General features: G+C 41.1%; 10 protein-coding genes. 3 read left to right on the top strand and 7 right to left on the bottom strand.

Annotated elements, in window-relative coordinates:
- Nucleotides 1-53: 53 nt before the first annotated feature.
- The 7 genes from HEQ19_07935 to HEQ19_07905 form a co-directional block, all read right to left on the bottom strand.
- The gene (locus HEQ19_07935) at nucleotides 54-1,259 is read right to left on the bottom strand and encodes an NYN domain-containing protein (GenBank protein ID WYL99470.2); all 1,206 of its coding nucleotides are present in this window, start codon (nucleotides 1,257-1,259) and stop codon (nucleotides 54-56) included.
- 348 nt (nucleotides 1,260-1,607) lie between these two features.
- Nucleotides 1,608-2,387 carry a phosphate ABC transporter ATP-binding protein gene (locus tag HEQ19_07930; GenBank protein WYL99469.1) on the bottom strand — a complete coding sequence of 260 codons (780 nt, stop codon included), beginning with the start codon at nucleotides 2,385-2,387 and terminating at the stop codon, nucleotides 1,608-1,610.
- Nucleotides 2,388-3,272: 885 nt separating this feature from the next.
- Nucleotides 3,273-4,067 carry a phosphate ABC transporter ATP-binding protein PstB gene (gene pstB / locus HEQ19_07925; protein WYL99468.1) on the bottom strand — a complete coding sequence of 265 codons (795 nt, stop codon included), beginning with the start codon at nucleotides 4,065-4,067 and terminating at the stop codon, nucleotides 3,273-3,275.
- Nucleotides 4,068-4,111: 44 nt separating this feature from the next.
- On the bottom strand, nucleotides 4,112-4,990 hold the full coding sequence (gene pstA / locus HEQ19_07920; protein ID WYL99467.1) for a phosphate ABC transporter permease PstA: 879 nt from the start codon (nucleotides 4,988-4,990) through the stop codon (nucleotides 4,112-4,114).
- Between the two features lie 62 nt (nucleotides 4,991-5,052).
- Entirely contained in the window at nucleotides 5,053-6,054 is a 1,002-nt protein-coding gene (pstC, locus tag HEQ19_07915; protein ID WYL99466.1) for a phosphate ABC transporter permease subunit PstC, read from the bottom strand.
- Between the two features lie 88 nt (nucleotides 6,055-6,142).
- Nucleotides 6,143-7,183 (bottom strand): phosphate ABC transporter substrate-binding protein PstS, encoded by a 1,041-nt coding sequence (pstS, locus tag HEQ19_07910; protein ID WYL99465.1) that lies wholly within the window; start codon nucleotides 7,181-7,183, stop codon nucleotides 6,143-6,145.
- A gap of 349 nt (nucleotides 7,184-7,532) precedes the next feature.
- A complete protein-coding gene (locus HEQ19_07905) occupies nucleotides 7,533-13,139 on the bottom strand; it encodes an AAA family ATPase (GenBank protein ID WYL99464.1) in 5,607 nt (1,868 codons plus the stop codon).
- Nucleotides 13,140-13,441: 302 nt separating this feature from the next.
- Between HEQ19_07905 and HEQ19_07900 the strand changes: the two genes are divergently transcribed.
- The 3 genes from HEQ19_07900 (at nucleotide 13,442) to HEQ19_07890 (ending at nucleotide 17,871) form a co-directional block, all read left to right on the top strand.
- Complete coding sequence (locus HEQ19_07900) at nucleotides 13,442-14,950, top strand: UbiD family decarboxylase (protein ID WYL99463.1); 1,509 nt, start codon at nucleotides 13,442-13,444, stop codon at nucleotides 14,948-14,950.
- A gap of 824 nt (nucleotides 14,951-15,774) precedes the next feature.
- Nucleotides 15,775-16,515, top strand: a complete 741-nt coding sequence (locus tag HEQ19_07895) for a cytochrome c biogenesis protein CcdA (protein WYL99462.1) — start codon at nucleotides 15,775-15,777, stop codon at nucleotides 16,513-16,515.
- 3 nt (nucleotides 16,516-16,518) lie between these two features.
- Nucleotides 16,519-17,871: a cytochrome c biogenesis protein gene (locus HEQ19_07890; GenBank protein WYL99461.1), complete on the top strand. Its 1,353-nt coding sequence runs from the start codon at nucleotides 16,519-16,521 to the stop codon at nucleotides 17,869-17,871.
- Nucleotides 17,872-17,942: the final 71 nt, after the last annotated feature.

Genomic DNA, 17,942 nt, shown 5'->3' with positions numbered 1-17,942 from the left:
CACCCAGGCGGACTACTCCCTTGGTAAAAGTCTTTAATTCAAGATAAAAAAATCTAAATTTTGCTGAGTGCTACCTCATATTCTTTTCCGTTCTTGTGCAAATTAAATGTTGCCGAAGACTGTAAAAATTTAGTAAAACTAGAGCCTAACTTTAATTTTTTGACAACAGAACTAGGAGACTGTCCGCAGATTTTTTGTAACTCTGTGCCTAGTTTGGACACAGATAGTTTAGTGTTGGGAGACTTAGCGTACATCTCCTTAATAATTTGTATAAGTATCTTCTCTAATATTTCCTGAGAATTAATATTATCAGTAGCTGAAGATAGGATATTTACGCTATCTGCGGATATCCTGTAGTCAGGATTTTGTGTTGATGTTGATATCTCTTCTGGAATGGGGATGATTTCGTTATTTGGTGGCTTGTTATTATTGATGTTGCGTCGCTCTTGGAAAAGATTGGCAACTGCTACCAAATTGTTCAAGCGAGTATTGAGTGATTCCTGTTCGGTTTTGATTAAATCTTGAATTTGATGCACCACTTCTTCAAAGGAGGGAATTTCTACAGCCATTGCTAGGGAATAATGACTGCTTTTGCCAGTATTACGGTTTTCTACCTGCAAAATTTGCCCTTGTCTACGTACCCAATAAACAGTTAAGCCTTGGTTTTGCAGTTCATTACAGAGGTGGATTAAAATTCCATCGCCAGAACAAACAAAAACTTCTTGAACGGTTGGATAATAACGTAAAATACAAGCACCAAGTGCTATCATTTTTGCATCAGCGCTGTCTTTGCCACCAGGCACATGAACAAGTTGATAGCCACGCTCATAAAGTTCGACATCCTGCTTACCGGTGCTGGGATTTCTCCAGTTAGCAAAGGCAATTTTGACTTTGAGAGGACATTGGCAAATAGTAGCTAAAAATAATTCTGTATTGGCGTCTAATTTTATGTTTTCTGCATCCAAGAGCAGCAGAGAAATACCAGGGTCTAAATTAGGTTTAATTTCAGATTTTTGCTGAATTTTTTGAATGAATTGGGTAAAAGCAGAAGATTCTAAGTACTCAGATGAGAATAAAGTTTGCAGCAGTTCTTCAGCTAATGTCACACCTAGAGAGTCGCCAGATTTTTCTGTTGGGTCATCCTGTGGTAACTCTTGGACTATAGTTTGTGCTGCTGCTTCTCCTAGAGGGGTTTTCGCACGTCCGTTGCTGGATGTGATGATCACACTTTCTAGGGGTTGGGGGAATTCAGGTTCCAAGAACTGTTTACTGCAGTTTTTGCACAGGTAATTCTGCTTGCCATTCCGACGGCCATTTTTACGATATGAAGTGGATTCGCATCGGGGACATTTCATATTGAGATTCAGGTTGCCTTAGTACATCTCACCTTTAATCAGGGTTGGAAATACTAATTTTAGGCTGGGTTGATAAAAAAAACCAACACACAATATTTTACCACGCTTAAGGGCAAATAAATTTGCTGTTGGCGCTCCTGTTTTGAATTTTGTACCTATGGCGTAAGCTGATAATAACTAGGCTAGGTGCAAATAAAGTAGGAGCGACCTTGCGCCCGCGAGTGCGTCTGGGACAGCATAAGGTCGCTATGCTCAACTAAGACGGGGTAAAACGTAGTCGCGGATGCGAGAATCAAGGTGAGTAGTCAAGATTTTATTGGTGGGATTAAATTCAACCATGTGACCAACGCGATTTTCATTGGTCTGAAAGAAAGCCGTGAAATCGGATACGCGAGTAACTTGCTGCATATTATGGGTGACAATTACAATTGTTAACTCAGAACGGACATTCTGAATCAGATCCTCAATTTTCATGCTGGTTATGGGGTCAAGACCGAAACAAGGCTCATCCATCAAGAGAACTTGGGGTTTGACTGCTAAAGCACGGGCGATGCAGAGTCTTTGTTGTTGACCACCAGAAAGATCTAAAGCAGACTTATGTAATTTATGTTTGACTTCATCCCAGAGATTGACACTTTTAATGGCAGATTCGACAATTTCATCTAATTCTGTTTTCGGGCGCCATCCAACTAATTTCACCCCATAGGCGACATTATCGTAAACACTCATGGGAAAAAGATTGGGTTTTGGGTGTACCATGCTAATCTGGCGACGCAGGCGATTTAAGTTGACGCGACGCTCATAAATATTTTGACCAAAGAATTCTACTTTCCCTTCAATCCGCACGTCTCCTTCTAATTCACTCATGCGATTGAGAGATTTGAGAAAAGTAGATTTACCACAACCGGTAGGACCAATAATTGCCGTTACTTTGTTTTGGTAAATATCCATTGACACCCCGCCTAATATTTTGTGGGTGTCGTAATAAAAACTGAGGTTTTTGACTTTGATCGCTGAAATTAATTTATTCATAGTTGCAAAAAGTATCAAATCAATCTTGACTTAACAAAGCAGGAACAGTTAGCGGCGCTCTAGCGCTATTTGTGAAGCTAATGCTTGATTGTTTTTGCAACACAGAATCCAAACTCCTAAGTAAGTAGGCAGAAATAAACCAAACTATGTTAAGAAAAGTAAACAAGCCTGAAACTCTTACCAATGACCAATGACAAAGGACAAATGACGACCCTCGACCGTACGGTTTATTTGCGCCGACCTACTTATTCATCACATAGCAAAATAGCAGCGCCTAGTTGGTAGATGTTTGCAGAGAATGCACGCAAAGCTTGGCTCATTTTAGCTGAAAATACACATGCTTATTATCGAAAATCAAATGAATATACCACAAAATTTGTATCAATTACCAAAATCAATCACATAAAGGTGATGGTATTTCCTGTTGATAATTTCCGGCGCTCGGATATAAATCAGATTAGGCTATGGGGATTGCACTTCGGCTCCGCTCAGTGACCAGGGATTGGGGATTGGTTAATTTTATTGCCCTATGCGCTATGCCCTATGCGCCATGCCCAAACCCTTGATTTTTCGTTACTTATGCGTAATTCCTACACTATCACCCAATACAGTTCAGTTAAGGAAAATTGTCGTAGGGGCACGGCAGGAATAGAATTGTCATTAGAAGAAAAAATTTTGGATGCCGTGCCCCTACAGTGTATATCATTCGAGCCTAACTGAACTGTATTGCACTATCACCACAAACTAAGAACCCCGGTTTTTTGAATAAACCGGGGTTCTTACATACCGAACTACCCTGAACCGAATGGTAGCAATTGTTAGCATTTTTGGCTCGGACGGACGTGATAAATAAATACTTTCACAGAGCAACTTGCTCCTGACAGCTTAACCGAAACGCCCGGAAACGTAGTCACGGGTACGGTTATCGAGGGGGTTGCTAAATATTTGATTTGTGACACCGAATTCTACCATTTGACCGATGCGGCTTTCATCGGTGCTGAAGAATGCAGTAAAATCGGAGACGCGAGTGGCTTGCTGCATATTGTGGGTGACAATTGCGATTGTCAACTCAGAGCGCAAGCTGTGGATGAGTTCTTCAACTTTCATCGTGGCGATGGGATCAAGGGCTGAACAAGGCTCATCCATTAGGAGAACTTTGGGCTTGACTGCTAAAGCACGGGCTATACACAGACGCTGTTGTTGTCCACCAGAAAGCCCTAAAGCAGATTGAAGCAGTTTATCTTTCACCTCATCCCAGAGAGCTGCACCTCTGATGGCTGATTCGACAATCTCATCTAATTCTGGTTTCGGACGATTTCCGGCAATTTTTACACCATAAGCCACATTTTCGTAGATGCTCATGGGAAAAGGATTCGGCTTTTGGAACACCATCCCAATTTGGCGGCGTAACCGATTGATATTGACGCGAGGGTCATATATATTTTGACCGAGAAATTCTACGCGCCCTTCTGGATTAATTCTGACATCCCCTTCTAATTCGCTAATGCGATTGAGGGTTTTAATGAAAGTAGATTTACCGCAACCACTAGGGCCAATAATGGCGGTTACTTGGTTTTGGTAAATATCCATTGACACACCTTCAATCGCCGGCTTGTTGCTCTTAGGGTTGTAGTAAAAGTTGAGGTTTTTGACTTGGATGGCGGGAATTAAGTTACTCATACTTACCAAAGGTGTGAAGGATCAATTAACAACCTCATGAGATTTTATTTAGCTCTTCTCTGGCTAGTAAATAAGCGAGAGACTAGACTAACAAACAAAACTAAGCCTAGGAGGACTATGGAAGTAGTCCATACTAATTGGCTTCTTTCTGGGCTGGGGTCATTATAGAGGTTAAAAATCAAGACTGGTAAGGAAGCTGTGGGACTAGTCAATCCTGGAGACCAGTCAAGACTAAACAAAGCGGTGAAAATTAGTGGTGCTGTTTCACCAGTAGCACGGGCGAGGGCTAATAAAACGCCTGTGGTGATACCGGGGATGGCTGCATTTACAACAACACGAAAAGTGGTTTGGAAACGGGTACCGCCTAAAGCTGCGGAAGCGAGGCGTTGAGCGGTGGGAATGAGTTTTAAGGCTTCTTCGGTTGTGAGTACGATAATGGGGAGCATGATGACAGCTAAGGCAAAGCCACCTGCGATCGCACTAAATCCTTTGGTAACAAAAACGATAATACCATAGGCGAAGATCCCGACAACAATTGAAGGAACGCCTGTGATAATTGTCGTGATAAAGCGAACAAACTTAGCTGTATTACTTTGACCAAATTCTGCCAAAAATATTCCCGTCATTATGCCTGTAGGTAGACTAAATAGTGAGCCAATGCCCACCATTGTGATCGTACCGAGGATGGCATTACCAAACCCATTATCAATTACTGCTGTGAAAAACATTTCCGGTTTGAGTCCGGAGAGTCCCCGCACGAGAATTTCCCACAAAATTGAGAACAAAGGAATTAGCGCTACACCTGTGAAAATAAAGGCGATCGCATTCATTGCATAGGTGAAATATAGTCTTCTTGGTGGGAGAGGACTGCGTAATTCTGCTGCTAGAGCCTGATCTATTTGTAACTGTTGTTCACTGTTCATTTCTCTCACAAATTATGATTGGCAAACTGTTTAGTAGAGGCAATATATCCTGTCTGGAGTAGCTATTTATTTTTCTTACCAACCCACTGCACTAATAGTACAGCGGCGATATTTACAGCAAGAGTCAAAGCAAACAAAATCAAACCCAAATAGCTTAAAGCCCCAATGTGTAATCCTGGTTCAGCTTCAGCAAATTCATTAGCTAATACAGAAGGAATTGTATAAGCTGGATCGAGCAAAGAAGCGCTAATTTGAGCAGAGTTACCAATCACCATTGTGACAGCCATTGTTTCGCCCAAAGCTCGTCCTAGCGCCAACATTGCTGCACTGACAATCCCAGAAAATCCTGCTGGTAACAACACCCGAAATATTGTTTCCCAACGGGTGCTACCCAAAGCCATAGATGCACTGCGTAATTCTTTGGGTACAACGAGCAATACATCACGAGTAATTGCAGCCATTGTGGGGAGAATCATGACTGCTAAAATAATTCCCGCAGTCAACATATTCGTTCCAGAGGGGTCTATTGTCTTAAACAGTGGAATCCATTGGAATATGCTAGCGAGGAATTTTTGGAATGGTTCCAGAACTGGAATAAAGACAAAAATGCCCCACAAACCAATAATAACGCTGGGAATTGCCGCAATTAATTCCACAACAAATGCTAGGGTATTTCGCACCTGTGGCGGTAAGAAATTTTCACTAGTTACCAAAGCAATTGCTACGCCAACTGGTACAGCCAAAAGAATTGAAACAGCACTACTTACCAAGGTGCCATAAATGTAAGGTAATGCACCAAAAATCTGATTACCTACATCCCAATCTTGTCCCCACAAAAACCCAAATCCAAAGTGAAAAATAGCTGGTTGGGCTTCGTGAAAAATCACCCAAGTCATCAAAACTAGAACAGCGACGGTAATCACTGCAAAAGCATAGACCAGCCATGTAAAACCTTGGTCAAACCAAAAAATTCTGCCGCCTGTAACTGTCAAGTCAAGATTTTCATCACCCAAATGAGGTTGACGTGATGAATTATTGTCGGCTGGTTCAAATGAATTTGCCATTATAAATCAAGAAAATAGACTATTTTCATGTCTGTAGGGTGAGCAAATAGCCCACCCTACTAGGAAGAAAAAGACGCGAGATTACAGATTACTTAACAGTGCTGTTAACTGTTTGCAGTACGCGATTTACAACATCACCAGGAATTGAGGTGTAGTTGAGGTCATCATTAAATTTTTGACCATCTTTTAGCGCCCAGTTAACAAATTTCTTGATTGCATCAGCCTTGGCAGGAGTAGCATACTGCTTATTGATCAGTAGCCAGGTTAGACCAACGATAGGATAACCTTGTCCGGGATCGCCAACAAAAACGCGGTAGTTATCTGGGAATTTCACAGTTGATAAAGCTGCGTTTGCACTCTGTAAAGAAGGAGCGACAAATTCTCCTTTTTTGTTTTGAATTTCTGCTGATTTCAGCTTGTTTGCAACAGCGTAACTATATTCAACATAACCAATAGCGCCAGGAGTGCGAGCTACTAAAGCAGCAACGCCTGGATTACCTTTACCTCTGAGGACGTTTGGTAGAGTCCATTTGGGAGCGGTGTTGGCGCCAATTCTCCCCTTAAAATAACCATTGATAGCACTCAAATGGTTGGTGAAAATGAAAGTTGTACCGCTACTATCGGCGCGAACAGCAAATTTAATTGGTTGATCTGGTAGATTTACCCCTGGGTTAACAGCTTTAATTTTAGCGTCGTTCCAGTTGGAAATTTTGCCAGAAAAAATTGCTGGTAGCACTTCACGGGACAATTTGAGGTTGCTAACACCAGGAAGATTGTAAATAACAGAAACCGCACCACCTGCGGTGGGTACGAGAATAACGCCATTCTTGACTTTAGCGATTTCGTCATCTTTCATTGCAGCATCACTAGCACCAAAGTCAACAGTTCCAGCAATGACTTGACGAATACCGCCACCGCTACCAATTGCTTGGTAGTTAATTTTCAAATCGGGAAATTTCTTCTTAATTTCGCGAGCATAACGTTCATACAGCGGAGCGGGAAAAGTCGCGCCTGCGCCATTGAGAGTTTCAGCTTGAGCGATCGCCCCAAACATGGGACCTAGTGCAACAGCAGCTGTTACTACTGAAGTAGTAACTACACGATTCAAGATGGTGGTCGAAAAAATCATGTTACCTCGTATTTAAGGAATCTTGTTCTGCTGTAATCACAGCCTCCAATAAGGTACATGCTGTATAGTTAACGTTACTTTAACAAAAGATGAATTTAAGGTTAAAATGTGCTTAAAAATTTAAATGTGTGTAATAATGGGTAGTTTTGCTATCAAAAATTCTCCGGATTTTTTGTGACAAAAATAAAACTAGCAGGGGCTAGATTATCAGGCCACCTGCCAGGAAAATATCGTATATTCTGGCCATGTTTGATGAGGTTAACGCTTATTTATAATAAATAATGCTTTATCCCTAATTAGAATAACTAATGCGATGGTGTAATGTCGTTAAGAAAACCTCATATCTAGGTTAATTTGAAGTTAATTGTAACAATTGCGATGGCTGTTCTATGGGAATTTCGATAATAAACTCTGTACCTTCGCCTGGTGTTGAATAGCAGGTTAAATGACCTTTATGCTGTTCGACTATAATCGAGTAGCTAATTGATAATCCTAAACCTGTACCGCTACCCACAGGCTTAGTAGTAAAAAAGGGATCAAATATTTTGTTGATAACTGACTGGCTCATCCCCAGACCATTATCAGAAATGCGGATGAGTACTGTGTGAGAACTACTAACCTCTGTACTAATCATAATCTGAGGATGTTTTTGAGCTTTGAATTCTGGCTTTTCTAAAGCCTCTTGCAAAGCGTCTATAGCATTACTTAGCAGATTCATAAATACCTGATTTAGCCCAGATGCATAGCAGTTTACTAAGGGTAATTGACCATAATTTTTAACCAATTCAATTCCCGAATATTGGCCATTTGGTTTCAGTCTGTGCTGTAAAATCAAGATAGTGCTATCAATACCAGAGTGGATATCCACTGGTTTAATGGTGGCTTCATCCAAGCGCGAGAAATTCCGCAGAGATTGAACAATCTGCTGGATTCGCTCAGAACCCACCCTCATCGACTCTAATATTAGTCGCAAGTCTTTAACCAAGAAATCTAGTTCAATATCTTCTATCTTTTCTTTAATTTCTGGTACGGGGTGAGGATAATTTATCTGATATAAATTAATTAAATCGAGCAAGGACTTTATATATTCATTGGCTGGGAAAAGATTACCAAAGATGAAATTTACAGGATTGTTAATTTCGTGAGCGATACCAGCAACTAGCTGTCCCAAACTGGACATTTTTTCTGCTTGAATTAGTTGGGCTTGAGTGGAGTAAAGTTTCTGCAATGTCAATTCTAGCTGATTTGCCTTTTCTCGCTCTCGTGCTTCGGAAAATTTTAATTCTTCTGTGCGTTCTTGTACTTTTATTTCCAGATTATATGAGTAATCTTCTAATTGTTGATTGGCTTGTTTCAATCTGGCTGTTTTTTCTGATAAATCGGTATATAATTTGGCGTTTTCTAAAGAAATAGCCGCTTGCGCCGTGAGTAGCTTTAAGACCTCAACGCGCTCATTTGTAAAAGCTCCTATAGTCAGATTATTTTCTAAGTAGAGGATACCAATAAATTTACCTTGATTAATAATTGGGATACATAATAAACTTTTGGGTTGCTGATGGAGAATATATGTATCTGATAATACAAGATTCTGATGTTGAACATCTTCCATTACTAATGTTTCTGACGTGCGAGACACATATTTAATTAAAGTAATGGGAATATCTTGACTTGACTCTACTGCTATGGATTGACGAATGGTATTGATAGTATCTGTTTTGGTTGCTCCTCCAATACCCGTAGCTTCTATCATTAAATTATTACCTTTGAGTAAAATCAAAGCACATTTATCTGCACCGGCATTCTCCATAATGACTTGCATTAAAATAGAGATTAAATTATCAATCTCTATGGCGCTAGCTAGCGCTTGGGAAGCTTTCATCACCGTTGCTAAGTCTAGAGCATCTGAAATACTTGTAGTATTAGAAATAATTGTTTGAATGGTATTATGCATTGATAGAGAGTTGCTCAAACTCACAGAATTTTTTTCGCTAGAATTGAGGCGGATTGTTTCCCGTTTTAAAATTGGATAAAGTAAGTTCGGATAGCGTTTTTCTAAGTCATTAATTTTGGCTTTTGCTCCCCAGCGAGCATAGGCGTAGTAAGCATCAGTTAGGTAGACTTGGGCAATTTTTTCTTTGCCCCATTCGAGGTAAAATTTAGCTGTCAGTTCGTTGGCTAAAGCTTCTTCGTTGAGATATTCATTTGCTTTGGCTGTAGCAATGGCGGGGTCATAGTAATCCATTGCTGCTAAATTTTGACCAAGTACCCGATGGCGTTCTGCTTCTACCAAATAATACTTGTGTAAATGATTCATAGGAGCATGATGCGCCCATTTTTGCATTTTTTCTTGATTAATAGTCACACGAGTGATGATGCTTTGTTGTTCAGAGATAGGAGCATGAGGATACACTGCTAAATGTGCCAAAGAATCATAGAAATGGAATATAGGAACAACTAATAGTCCAACTACCGCATCTAAATACTGTTGTGCGATGACTGCATTTTCAACAGCTTGATGGTAATCCCCAAATAGATAACTAAGAATGAGTTTATTAAAATAAACGTAGAAAATTGCTGTCTTTTCTCCTGTTGTTTGATGCAGTTTAAGCATAATTTTTTCGTTGTATGCTTGACCAATTAAAGAACAGGTATTTTCAGAAGCACCCAACAAATTTAAAACAGATTGCCAATATATTTGATGCCAATTTAATGCTGTTTTTTGTTTTATTTGACTGATGGCTTCACTGTAGGCGGCCATTTCTCTTTCTAGTAAAACTAATTCCTTGCCTATAAAGTATGAGTGGTAAAAATAAAGGTAGGTACAATAGGCAGCAAATTCTAAATCTCCAGTTTCCAATCCGCTAGCGTAACCATCCATTAATGGTCTTAATGTTTCCTTGGTATGTTGTTGCCAATGTTTGATAAAACCATCAACTATTACAAAAGTCTTAGCTTGTAGCGCTTTGGCATTAAATTTATCTAGTAATCTCAGAGAAAATTGAGCAAATTCAAAACCCGCTGCAATATCTCCTAATATACCACAAAGAATTAATCCATAGGCAGCATAACCATAGATAGATTCACGACAATTGCCATTTTTAATCGATAAAATAACCAGTTGTAACACTATACCTATATATAATTCAGGTACACTGACATAGGCTGCAGCGACTATACTTAACATTATCTTCATGGCTGCTAATTTACTTGGTTCAGTCATGGAAGGTAAGTTAAGTAAATCCTCAACTCGTGTATCGACCAAAGCTAACTGAATTTCCTCTAGCCCTTGGGTAATATCTGCTTGAGAATAATGTTCTGGAAACTCTACATCTAACAGCTTGAGGACTTTTAAACCAGTATTGACGGCTGAATTTAGTTCGTTTTTGGCTACGGCGGCTTGAATTTTTACTTCATATACTTTTATTTTATCTAAAAGTGTTTTTGCTTGGTGTAATACTACCTCAGAGAGTTTTTCCATTCGCGCAAAATCACCACTGAGATATTCTGCTTCTGCTGCTTCTTGATATAATTTTAGGGTGAGGTTATATTGATTTTCCCAACTATTTATTGCTAGCAGATTTATGCCGATTGTTAAATAATCAACCGCCGCACTGTAAGCTGTTGAGTCCTTGGCTTTCTGTCCAGCGATTAAATTTAGCTGTGCTAATTCATTTTGCTCTGTTGCTTCTGAGATTAAGTCGAATCCTATATTTAATTGATTGACAATCTCGAAAATATTTTCTTCCCGTTCCTCTTGGGGAATATTGTTGAATAGTAATCTGCCAATTTTTAAGTGCGTGAATTTTTTCTGACATTCAGGAATTAAACAGTAGGCTGCTTGCTGCACTCGGTCATGCAAAAATCTGTAGGATACTGTCAATTGTTCATAATTACTGGCTGCTGAAGTCTGCTCAATCGCCACAGATTCATCTTGAAAAAACTTATAAACTTCACTCGTCGGAATTACCAATCCTTCTTGGAGTGCAGCCCATAAATCTACTGCCGTCTCAAATTGAGATTTTTCATTTACTATTGCCAAGGTAGCCAAATCAAATTGATTACCAATACAAGCAGCTAGCTTTAATACATCTTGAGTTGATTTGCCTAATTTCTGTAGTTGCAGCGCCATGAATTCTACAATATCATCTGTCAAGGCTTTAGCTTTGAGTTGAGTGATATCGCATTGCCAATAGCCATTATTAATGTTAAAGGCAATTAGACCTTCTTCATATAGAGATTTGAGAAAATGATTGGTAAAGAAAGGATTACCCTGAGTTTTTTGATGGACTAATTGGGTAAACGGTAAGGCTACTGCAGTGGGACAATTTAAAGTATCAACAATCAGATGATTTAAGTCAGATTGATTTAGCGGAGTGAGGGTAATAGTATTTATGATGGACTCAGCCTGACGAATCTCCTCTAAAGTCAACATTAAGGGATGTGTGCTGGAAACTTCATTATCGCGATAAGCTCCAATTAGTAATAGATATTTACTCTCTGTTTCGCTCATCAGCAATTGTATTAACTTCAGAGAAGCCGAATCTACCCATTGCAAATCATCCAAGAATATGACCAAAGGATGCTCTTTACTGGTCAAAAGTTTGATGAATTTTTGAAATAGTAAATTAAAGCGATTTTGGGCAGCAATTCCTGAAAGTTCAGGAACAGGTGGTTGATTACCAATGATTCTTTCTAATTCAGGAATTACATCAATAATGACTTGTGCATTGTCTCCCAATGCAGACAGAATATTGCTTCTCCATTGTTGCAGTTGGGCATCGCTTTCACTTAATATTTGCCCCATCAAATCTCGAAAAGCTTGCACAAAAGCCGAGAAAGGAACATTTCGCTGAAACTGGTCAAACTTCCCTTTGATAAAATAACCCCTAGCGTGAACAATCGGTTTGTGGATTTCATTCAACACTGCAGTTTTACCAATTCCCGAAAACCCAGCTACAAGCATCATTTCTCTCGCGCCTTGACATACCCTCTCAAAAGCTGTCAACAAGGTTTGTACTTCCCCTTCCCGACCATAGAGTTTTTCGGGAATAATTAGGCGATCGCAAATATCTCGTTGTGCTAAACAAAAGGTATGAATTGTTCCCGTTTTTTGCCATTCACGCAAGCACCTTTTTAAGTCATGTCTGAGTCCGTGAGCAGTTTGGTAGCGATCTTCGGCGTTTTTCGCCATCAGTTTACTGATAATAGCCGACAAAACTATGGGTATATCTTTATGAATACTGTCTACGGCTGGGGGATGCTTGGCAATATGGTAATGTACCAACTCCATCGGGTCATTACTGGTGAAGGGAAGTTGTCCAGTCAAAAGCTCAAAAAAAGTCACCCCCAAGGAATAAAAGTCGGTGCGATAGTCTACACCTCGATTAATCCTTCCGGTTTGTTCTGGCGATAGGTAAGCCAAAGTCCCCTCCAAGACGTTAGGACTAGTAAAGCTTTGGGTTTCTCTCTTCAGTAAGGACGCAATACTAAAATCGATAAGTTTAACTTGTTTGGTATTCGGGTTAATTAGAATATTGGCAGGTTTAATATCTTTATGAATCACCCTATGGTGATATAATCCTTCCAAGGCGGCAATAATTTGCACCGCAATCGTGAGAAATTCCCCCAATCCCTCCCTACTTGTCCCCATCCCCCCATCTCCCCACCTCCGCAACTCTTGCTGAAGGGAGATACCGCCAAAATCTTCCATGACTAAGGCATAGCCGTTTTGGTAATTTTCTAGGTTATAGGTTTTAATAATCCCAGGAATGTGGAGATGTTTGGCAATGGTGTATTGATTGCGGAACTGTACCAATTCTTGGAAATTGGGATACTCACGGCGTAAAAATTTGATCACTACTGGTTTTTGGTCTTTTTCTCTTATCCCTCGATACACTAGAGTTCTGCTACCGGAGTAGGTTTCCTCTTGTATCTGGTAACCAGTCAGCTTCACCATAGCCGCTTTCTCCCTGCAAAATTGATTTTTCTTCGGTTTGTAGGATTATTGTTCCCAATTAATAGATGGAGCTAATACTATAATGTATATTCAGATACAATATTTTGGAAATTATTTTAGCGGAAGTTGCGCTTTTTTTCTACAAATTCAAGATTTTTTTAACTAAAAGTCCCCAATCCCCAATCCCCAATCCCCAATCCCCAGTCCCCAGCGATGCACTGAGCGGTCGTTGTGTCCCCAATCTCGCTGATAATAGAAAATAGGGCTTTACAATTCTTAACTATTTAGCGGTTACTAGAAAAATGGCAAGAGATTTACGGGGATTTATCAAAATTCTGGAAGAAAGAGGACAATTAAAGCGAATTTCGGCTTTAGTTGACTCAGATTTAGAAATTGCGGAGATTTCTAACCGAATGCTGCAAAAAGGGGGTCCAGGGTTATTATTTGAAAATGTCAAAGGGACATCCTTCCCGGTGGCGGTGAATTTGATGGGGACCCTGGAAAGGATATGCTGGGCAATGAATATGCAGCATCCAGAGGAGTTGGAAACTTTGGGGAAAAAGCTGAGTATGCTCCAGCAACCAAAGCCACCGAAAAAGATTTCCCAGGCGATAGACTTTGGTAAAGTTTTGTTTGATGTCCTCAAGGCCAAGCCAGGACGGGACTTTTTCCCCGGTTGTCAGCAAGTGGTGATTCAGGGGGATGATTTAGATCTAAATAAGTTGCCTTTAATACGTCCTTATATTGGTGATGCTGGCAAGATTATTACCCTAGGATTGGTAATTACTAAGGATTGTGAGACGGGAACGCCAAATGTCGGCGTGTATCGCTTGCAACTGCAATCTTCAAAGACAATGACCGTCCACTGGTTATCAGTGCGGGGTGGGGCGAGACACTTGCGAAAAGCCGCCGAATGTGGGAAAAAATTAGAAATAGCGATCGCCCTCGGTGTTGACCCGCTAATTATTATGGCAGCGGCTACCCCCATCCCTGTAGACTTATCAGAATGGTTATTTGCTGGACTTTACGGCGGTTCTGGCGTGAACTTAGCCAAGTGTAAAACCGTAGATTTGGAAGTTCCCGCAGATTCGGAATTTGTTTTAGAAGGGACAATTACACCAGGGGAAGTATTACCAGATGGACCCTTTGGCGACCACATGGGTTATTACGGTGGCGTCGAAGATTCGCCGTTGATTCGCTTCCAATGCATGACACACCGCAAAGATCCAATTTACTTAACAACATTTAGCGGTCGTCCACCCAAAGAAGAAGCCATGATGGCGATCGCACTCAATCGGATTTACACCCCCATTTTACGGCAACAAGTCTCAGAAATTGTCGATTTCTTCTTACCAATGGAAGCTTTGAGTTACAAAGCCGCGATTATTTCCATTGATAAAGCCTATCCCGGACAAGCGCGACGGGCGGCTTTAGCATTTTGGAGTGCTTTACCACAATTTACATACACCAAATTTGTCATTGTTGTGGATAAAGATATAAATATTCGTGACCCGCGTCAAGTTGTCTGGGCAATTAGTTCTAAAGTTGACCCCACAAGGGATGTCTTTATATTACCAAATACACCCTTTGATACGTTAGATTTTGCGAGCGAAAAAATCGGTTTAGGTGGTAGAATGGGAATTGATGCAACTACCAAAATTCCCCCAGAAACCGAACATGAATGGGGCGCGCCTTTGGAATCAGATCCAGATGTCGCAGCGATGGTTGATAGGCGATGGGCTGAGTATGGTTTAGCAGATTTGCAGTTAGGGGAAGTTGACCCCAATTTGTTTGGTTACGATGTGAGGTAGAACCCCACCCCCCTCCTCGTCTGCTCTGAGGGGGCTATGAGGTATTTTTTTTGTATTTTTGGGGAAGAAATATCGGGTTTTTCGTAGGGATGCTATGCGCTGATACCGCACCCCCAACCCCCTCAGAGCAAGCGAGGAGGGGGCTAGGGCGTGTTTTCAAACTATTTGTTTAGCCGAATAAATTTTTAGATACCCCTAAATCCACACGATATGATACCAGCTGTAGGGGCACGGCATTGCCGTGCCCCTACGCGAAATCTACATGTGTCAGCGTTTTAGTGGTATTGTATAAGACTTTGAAATCGCGGGACTAGGAATTTTATTTATATTTCAAGTTAAACCATTTTTCTGCAAAAAGTCTTTTAACAAATTTTGACTTATTTCTCAGGCTTTTCTAAAATATTTAACGACTTCCAATAAAGGGCGTTTGTTATTAAAAGATGCTTTCAATATTATCAAATCTTCCTGCAACACAGAATAATCACTATACAAAACGACTACTCCCTTCCCGGTCTAAGATTACCTATAATTTTCCTTCTTCTCTGCGTTCGCGTAGCGTGTCGAAGACAGACGCTGCGCGAATGCGCCTTCTCTGCGTTCGCGTAGCGTGTCGAAGACAGACGCTCCGCGAATGCGCCTTCCCTACGGGACGCTTCGCGAATGCGTGAGCTAAAAATTATTTCCCTACGGGACGCTCCGCGAACGGTAATCTTCCAGCGACAAGGGCGCAATTCGGTAGACCAGATACCCGCCTCGCTCCCATTCAAAAGCATAAAGTAAGCTACAATTCAACCAGAGTAAGCATTTCCCACGCAGTACCCCCCATGTTAGAGACCCTGCAAACCCGAATTTACGAACTAGAACAATTTGCTAATACCCTTGTCTCTCATCAATTGGCACATCTGGGCGTGGTGAGTATTGCCATCATTTTTGCAGCTGGTTTGCTTACCAGCCTCACGCCCTGTATGCTGTCTATGCTGCCTATTACCATTGGCTATATCGGTGGTTATGAAGCTAAAGGCCGCCTACAAGCAGCTGCCCAATCAACCTGGTTTGCCTTGGGATTAGCAACTACATTGGCAGCATTAGGTATTATAGCAGCTTTTGTGGGAAAAGTCTATGGACAAGTGGGCATTGGTTTGCCAATTATCGTCAGCATTATCGCCATTCTGATGGGGTTAAACTTACTAGAAGCATTACCCCTGCAATTTCCCTCTTTTGGCGATACAAATTGGATTCCGCAAAATTTACCGTCAGGAGTCCGTTCCTACTCGATAGGGCTGACTTTTGGTGTAGTGGCATCTCCTTGTAGTACACCGATTTTAGCTAGCTTACTGGGTTGGGTTGCTAATACCCAAGATTTAATTTTAGGCGCTGTTTTGCTACTTTCCTACACAGCCGGACATGTAACTCCATTAATTTTGGCAGGAACCTTTACGGCTTCAATTAAGAAGTTATTAGAGTTGCGTCGTTGGTCTGGTTGGATTAACCCAGTTAGCGGTGTGCTATTGGTAGGATTTGGTGTATTTTCCTTAGTTTCTCGAATTCCCCTTGGCAGTTTTTAAGCAATGACTTCAGAAAATTCAGCCGCCGAAGAGTTAAGTTGGTGGTCAGTACCTGGGCGGTTCTTGCGGCGAGAATTTTTGCCTATACTGACAGATTTACGATTAGCGATCGCACTTTTGCTGTTGATTGCACTTTTTAGCATCAGCGGTACTGTAATTGAGCAAGGTCAGTCACCTGGTTTTTATCAGTCTAACTACCCAGAACACCCAGCCTTATTTGGTTTCTTAACTTGGAAAGTCATTCAAGTCATTGGTTTAGACCATGTATATCGTACTTGGTGGTTTCTAGCATTACTAATTTTGTTTGGAACTAGCCTGACTGCTTGTACTTTTACTCGCCAATTGCCAGCCTTGAAAACCGCCCAACGGTGGAAATATTACGATGAACCTCGGCAATTTCAAAAATTAGCTTTGAGTGCAGAATTAGATACTGCTTCCCTCAGTTCTCTGACTCAAATCTTGCAAAAACAGCGCTATAAAATCTTTCAAGAAAAAGACGATATCCTCTATGCCCGCAAGGGAATAATCGGACGCATTGGACCGATTATAGTTCATGTGGGTATCGTCACCATTCTACTGGGCGGAATTTGGGGGGCAATGACTGGGTTTCTTGCCCAAGAAATGGTAGCCAGTGGTGATACATTTCAAGTCAAAAATATTATCGATGCTGGCCCTTTGGCTGCAGCCCAAATTCCCAAAGATTGGTCTGTGCGCGTCAATCGTTTTTGGATTGACTACACTCCCACTGGTGGAATTGACCAGTTTTACTCGGATATGTCGGTCTTAAATAATCAAGGAATTGAGGTAGACCACAAAAAGATATTTGTCAATGAGCCGCTGCGCTATCATGGCGTTACTTTCTATCAAACTGATTGGGGACTCTCTGCTGTTCGCGTCCAATTCAACAACAGCCCTGTTTTCGAGATCCCAATGGCGCAATTAAACACCAATGGTCAAGGGCGGATTTGGGGTACATGGATTCCGACAAAACCAGACTTAAGTGAGGGTGTATCCCTACTAGCCAAAGACTTGCAAGGCATGTTGTTAATTTATGATGCTACTGGAAAGCTGATTAATACTGTGCGGTCGGGAATGTCTACCCAAGTCAACGGCGTCACCCTGAAAATTTTGGATGTTATTGGTAGTACTGGCTTACAAATTAAAGCCGACCCTGGGATACCAATTGTGTATACAGGATTTGCTTTACTCATGCTAGGTGTGGTCATGAGTTACTTTTCGCACTCACAAATTTGGGCATTGCAAAAAGGCGATCGCTTGTATATTGGCGGTAAAACCAATCGCGCTCAAGTTGCTTTTGAACGGGAGGTTTTGGATATTTTGGCAGGATTGACTTGAAAAACTGATGAGTCTGGCGACCGCTTAGGTTTTGCCTTTTTGGGGCGCAAGGACTTGCGCCCCTACGACAA

Origin of the sequence: Gloeotrichia echinulata CP02 (assembly GCA_038087035.1) — a bacterium.
GTDB classification, from domain to species: Bacteria; Cyanobacteriota; Cyanobacteriia; order Cyanobacteriales; family Nostocaceae; genus Gloeotrichia; species Gloeotrichia echinulata.
This window is presented reverse-complemented; position numbering and strand designations above follow the sequence as displayed.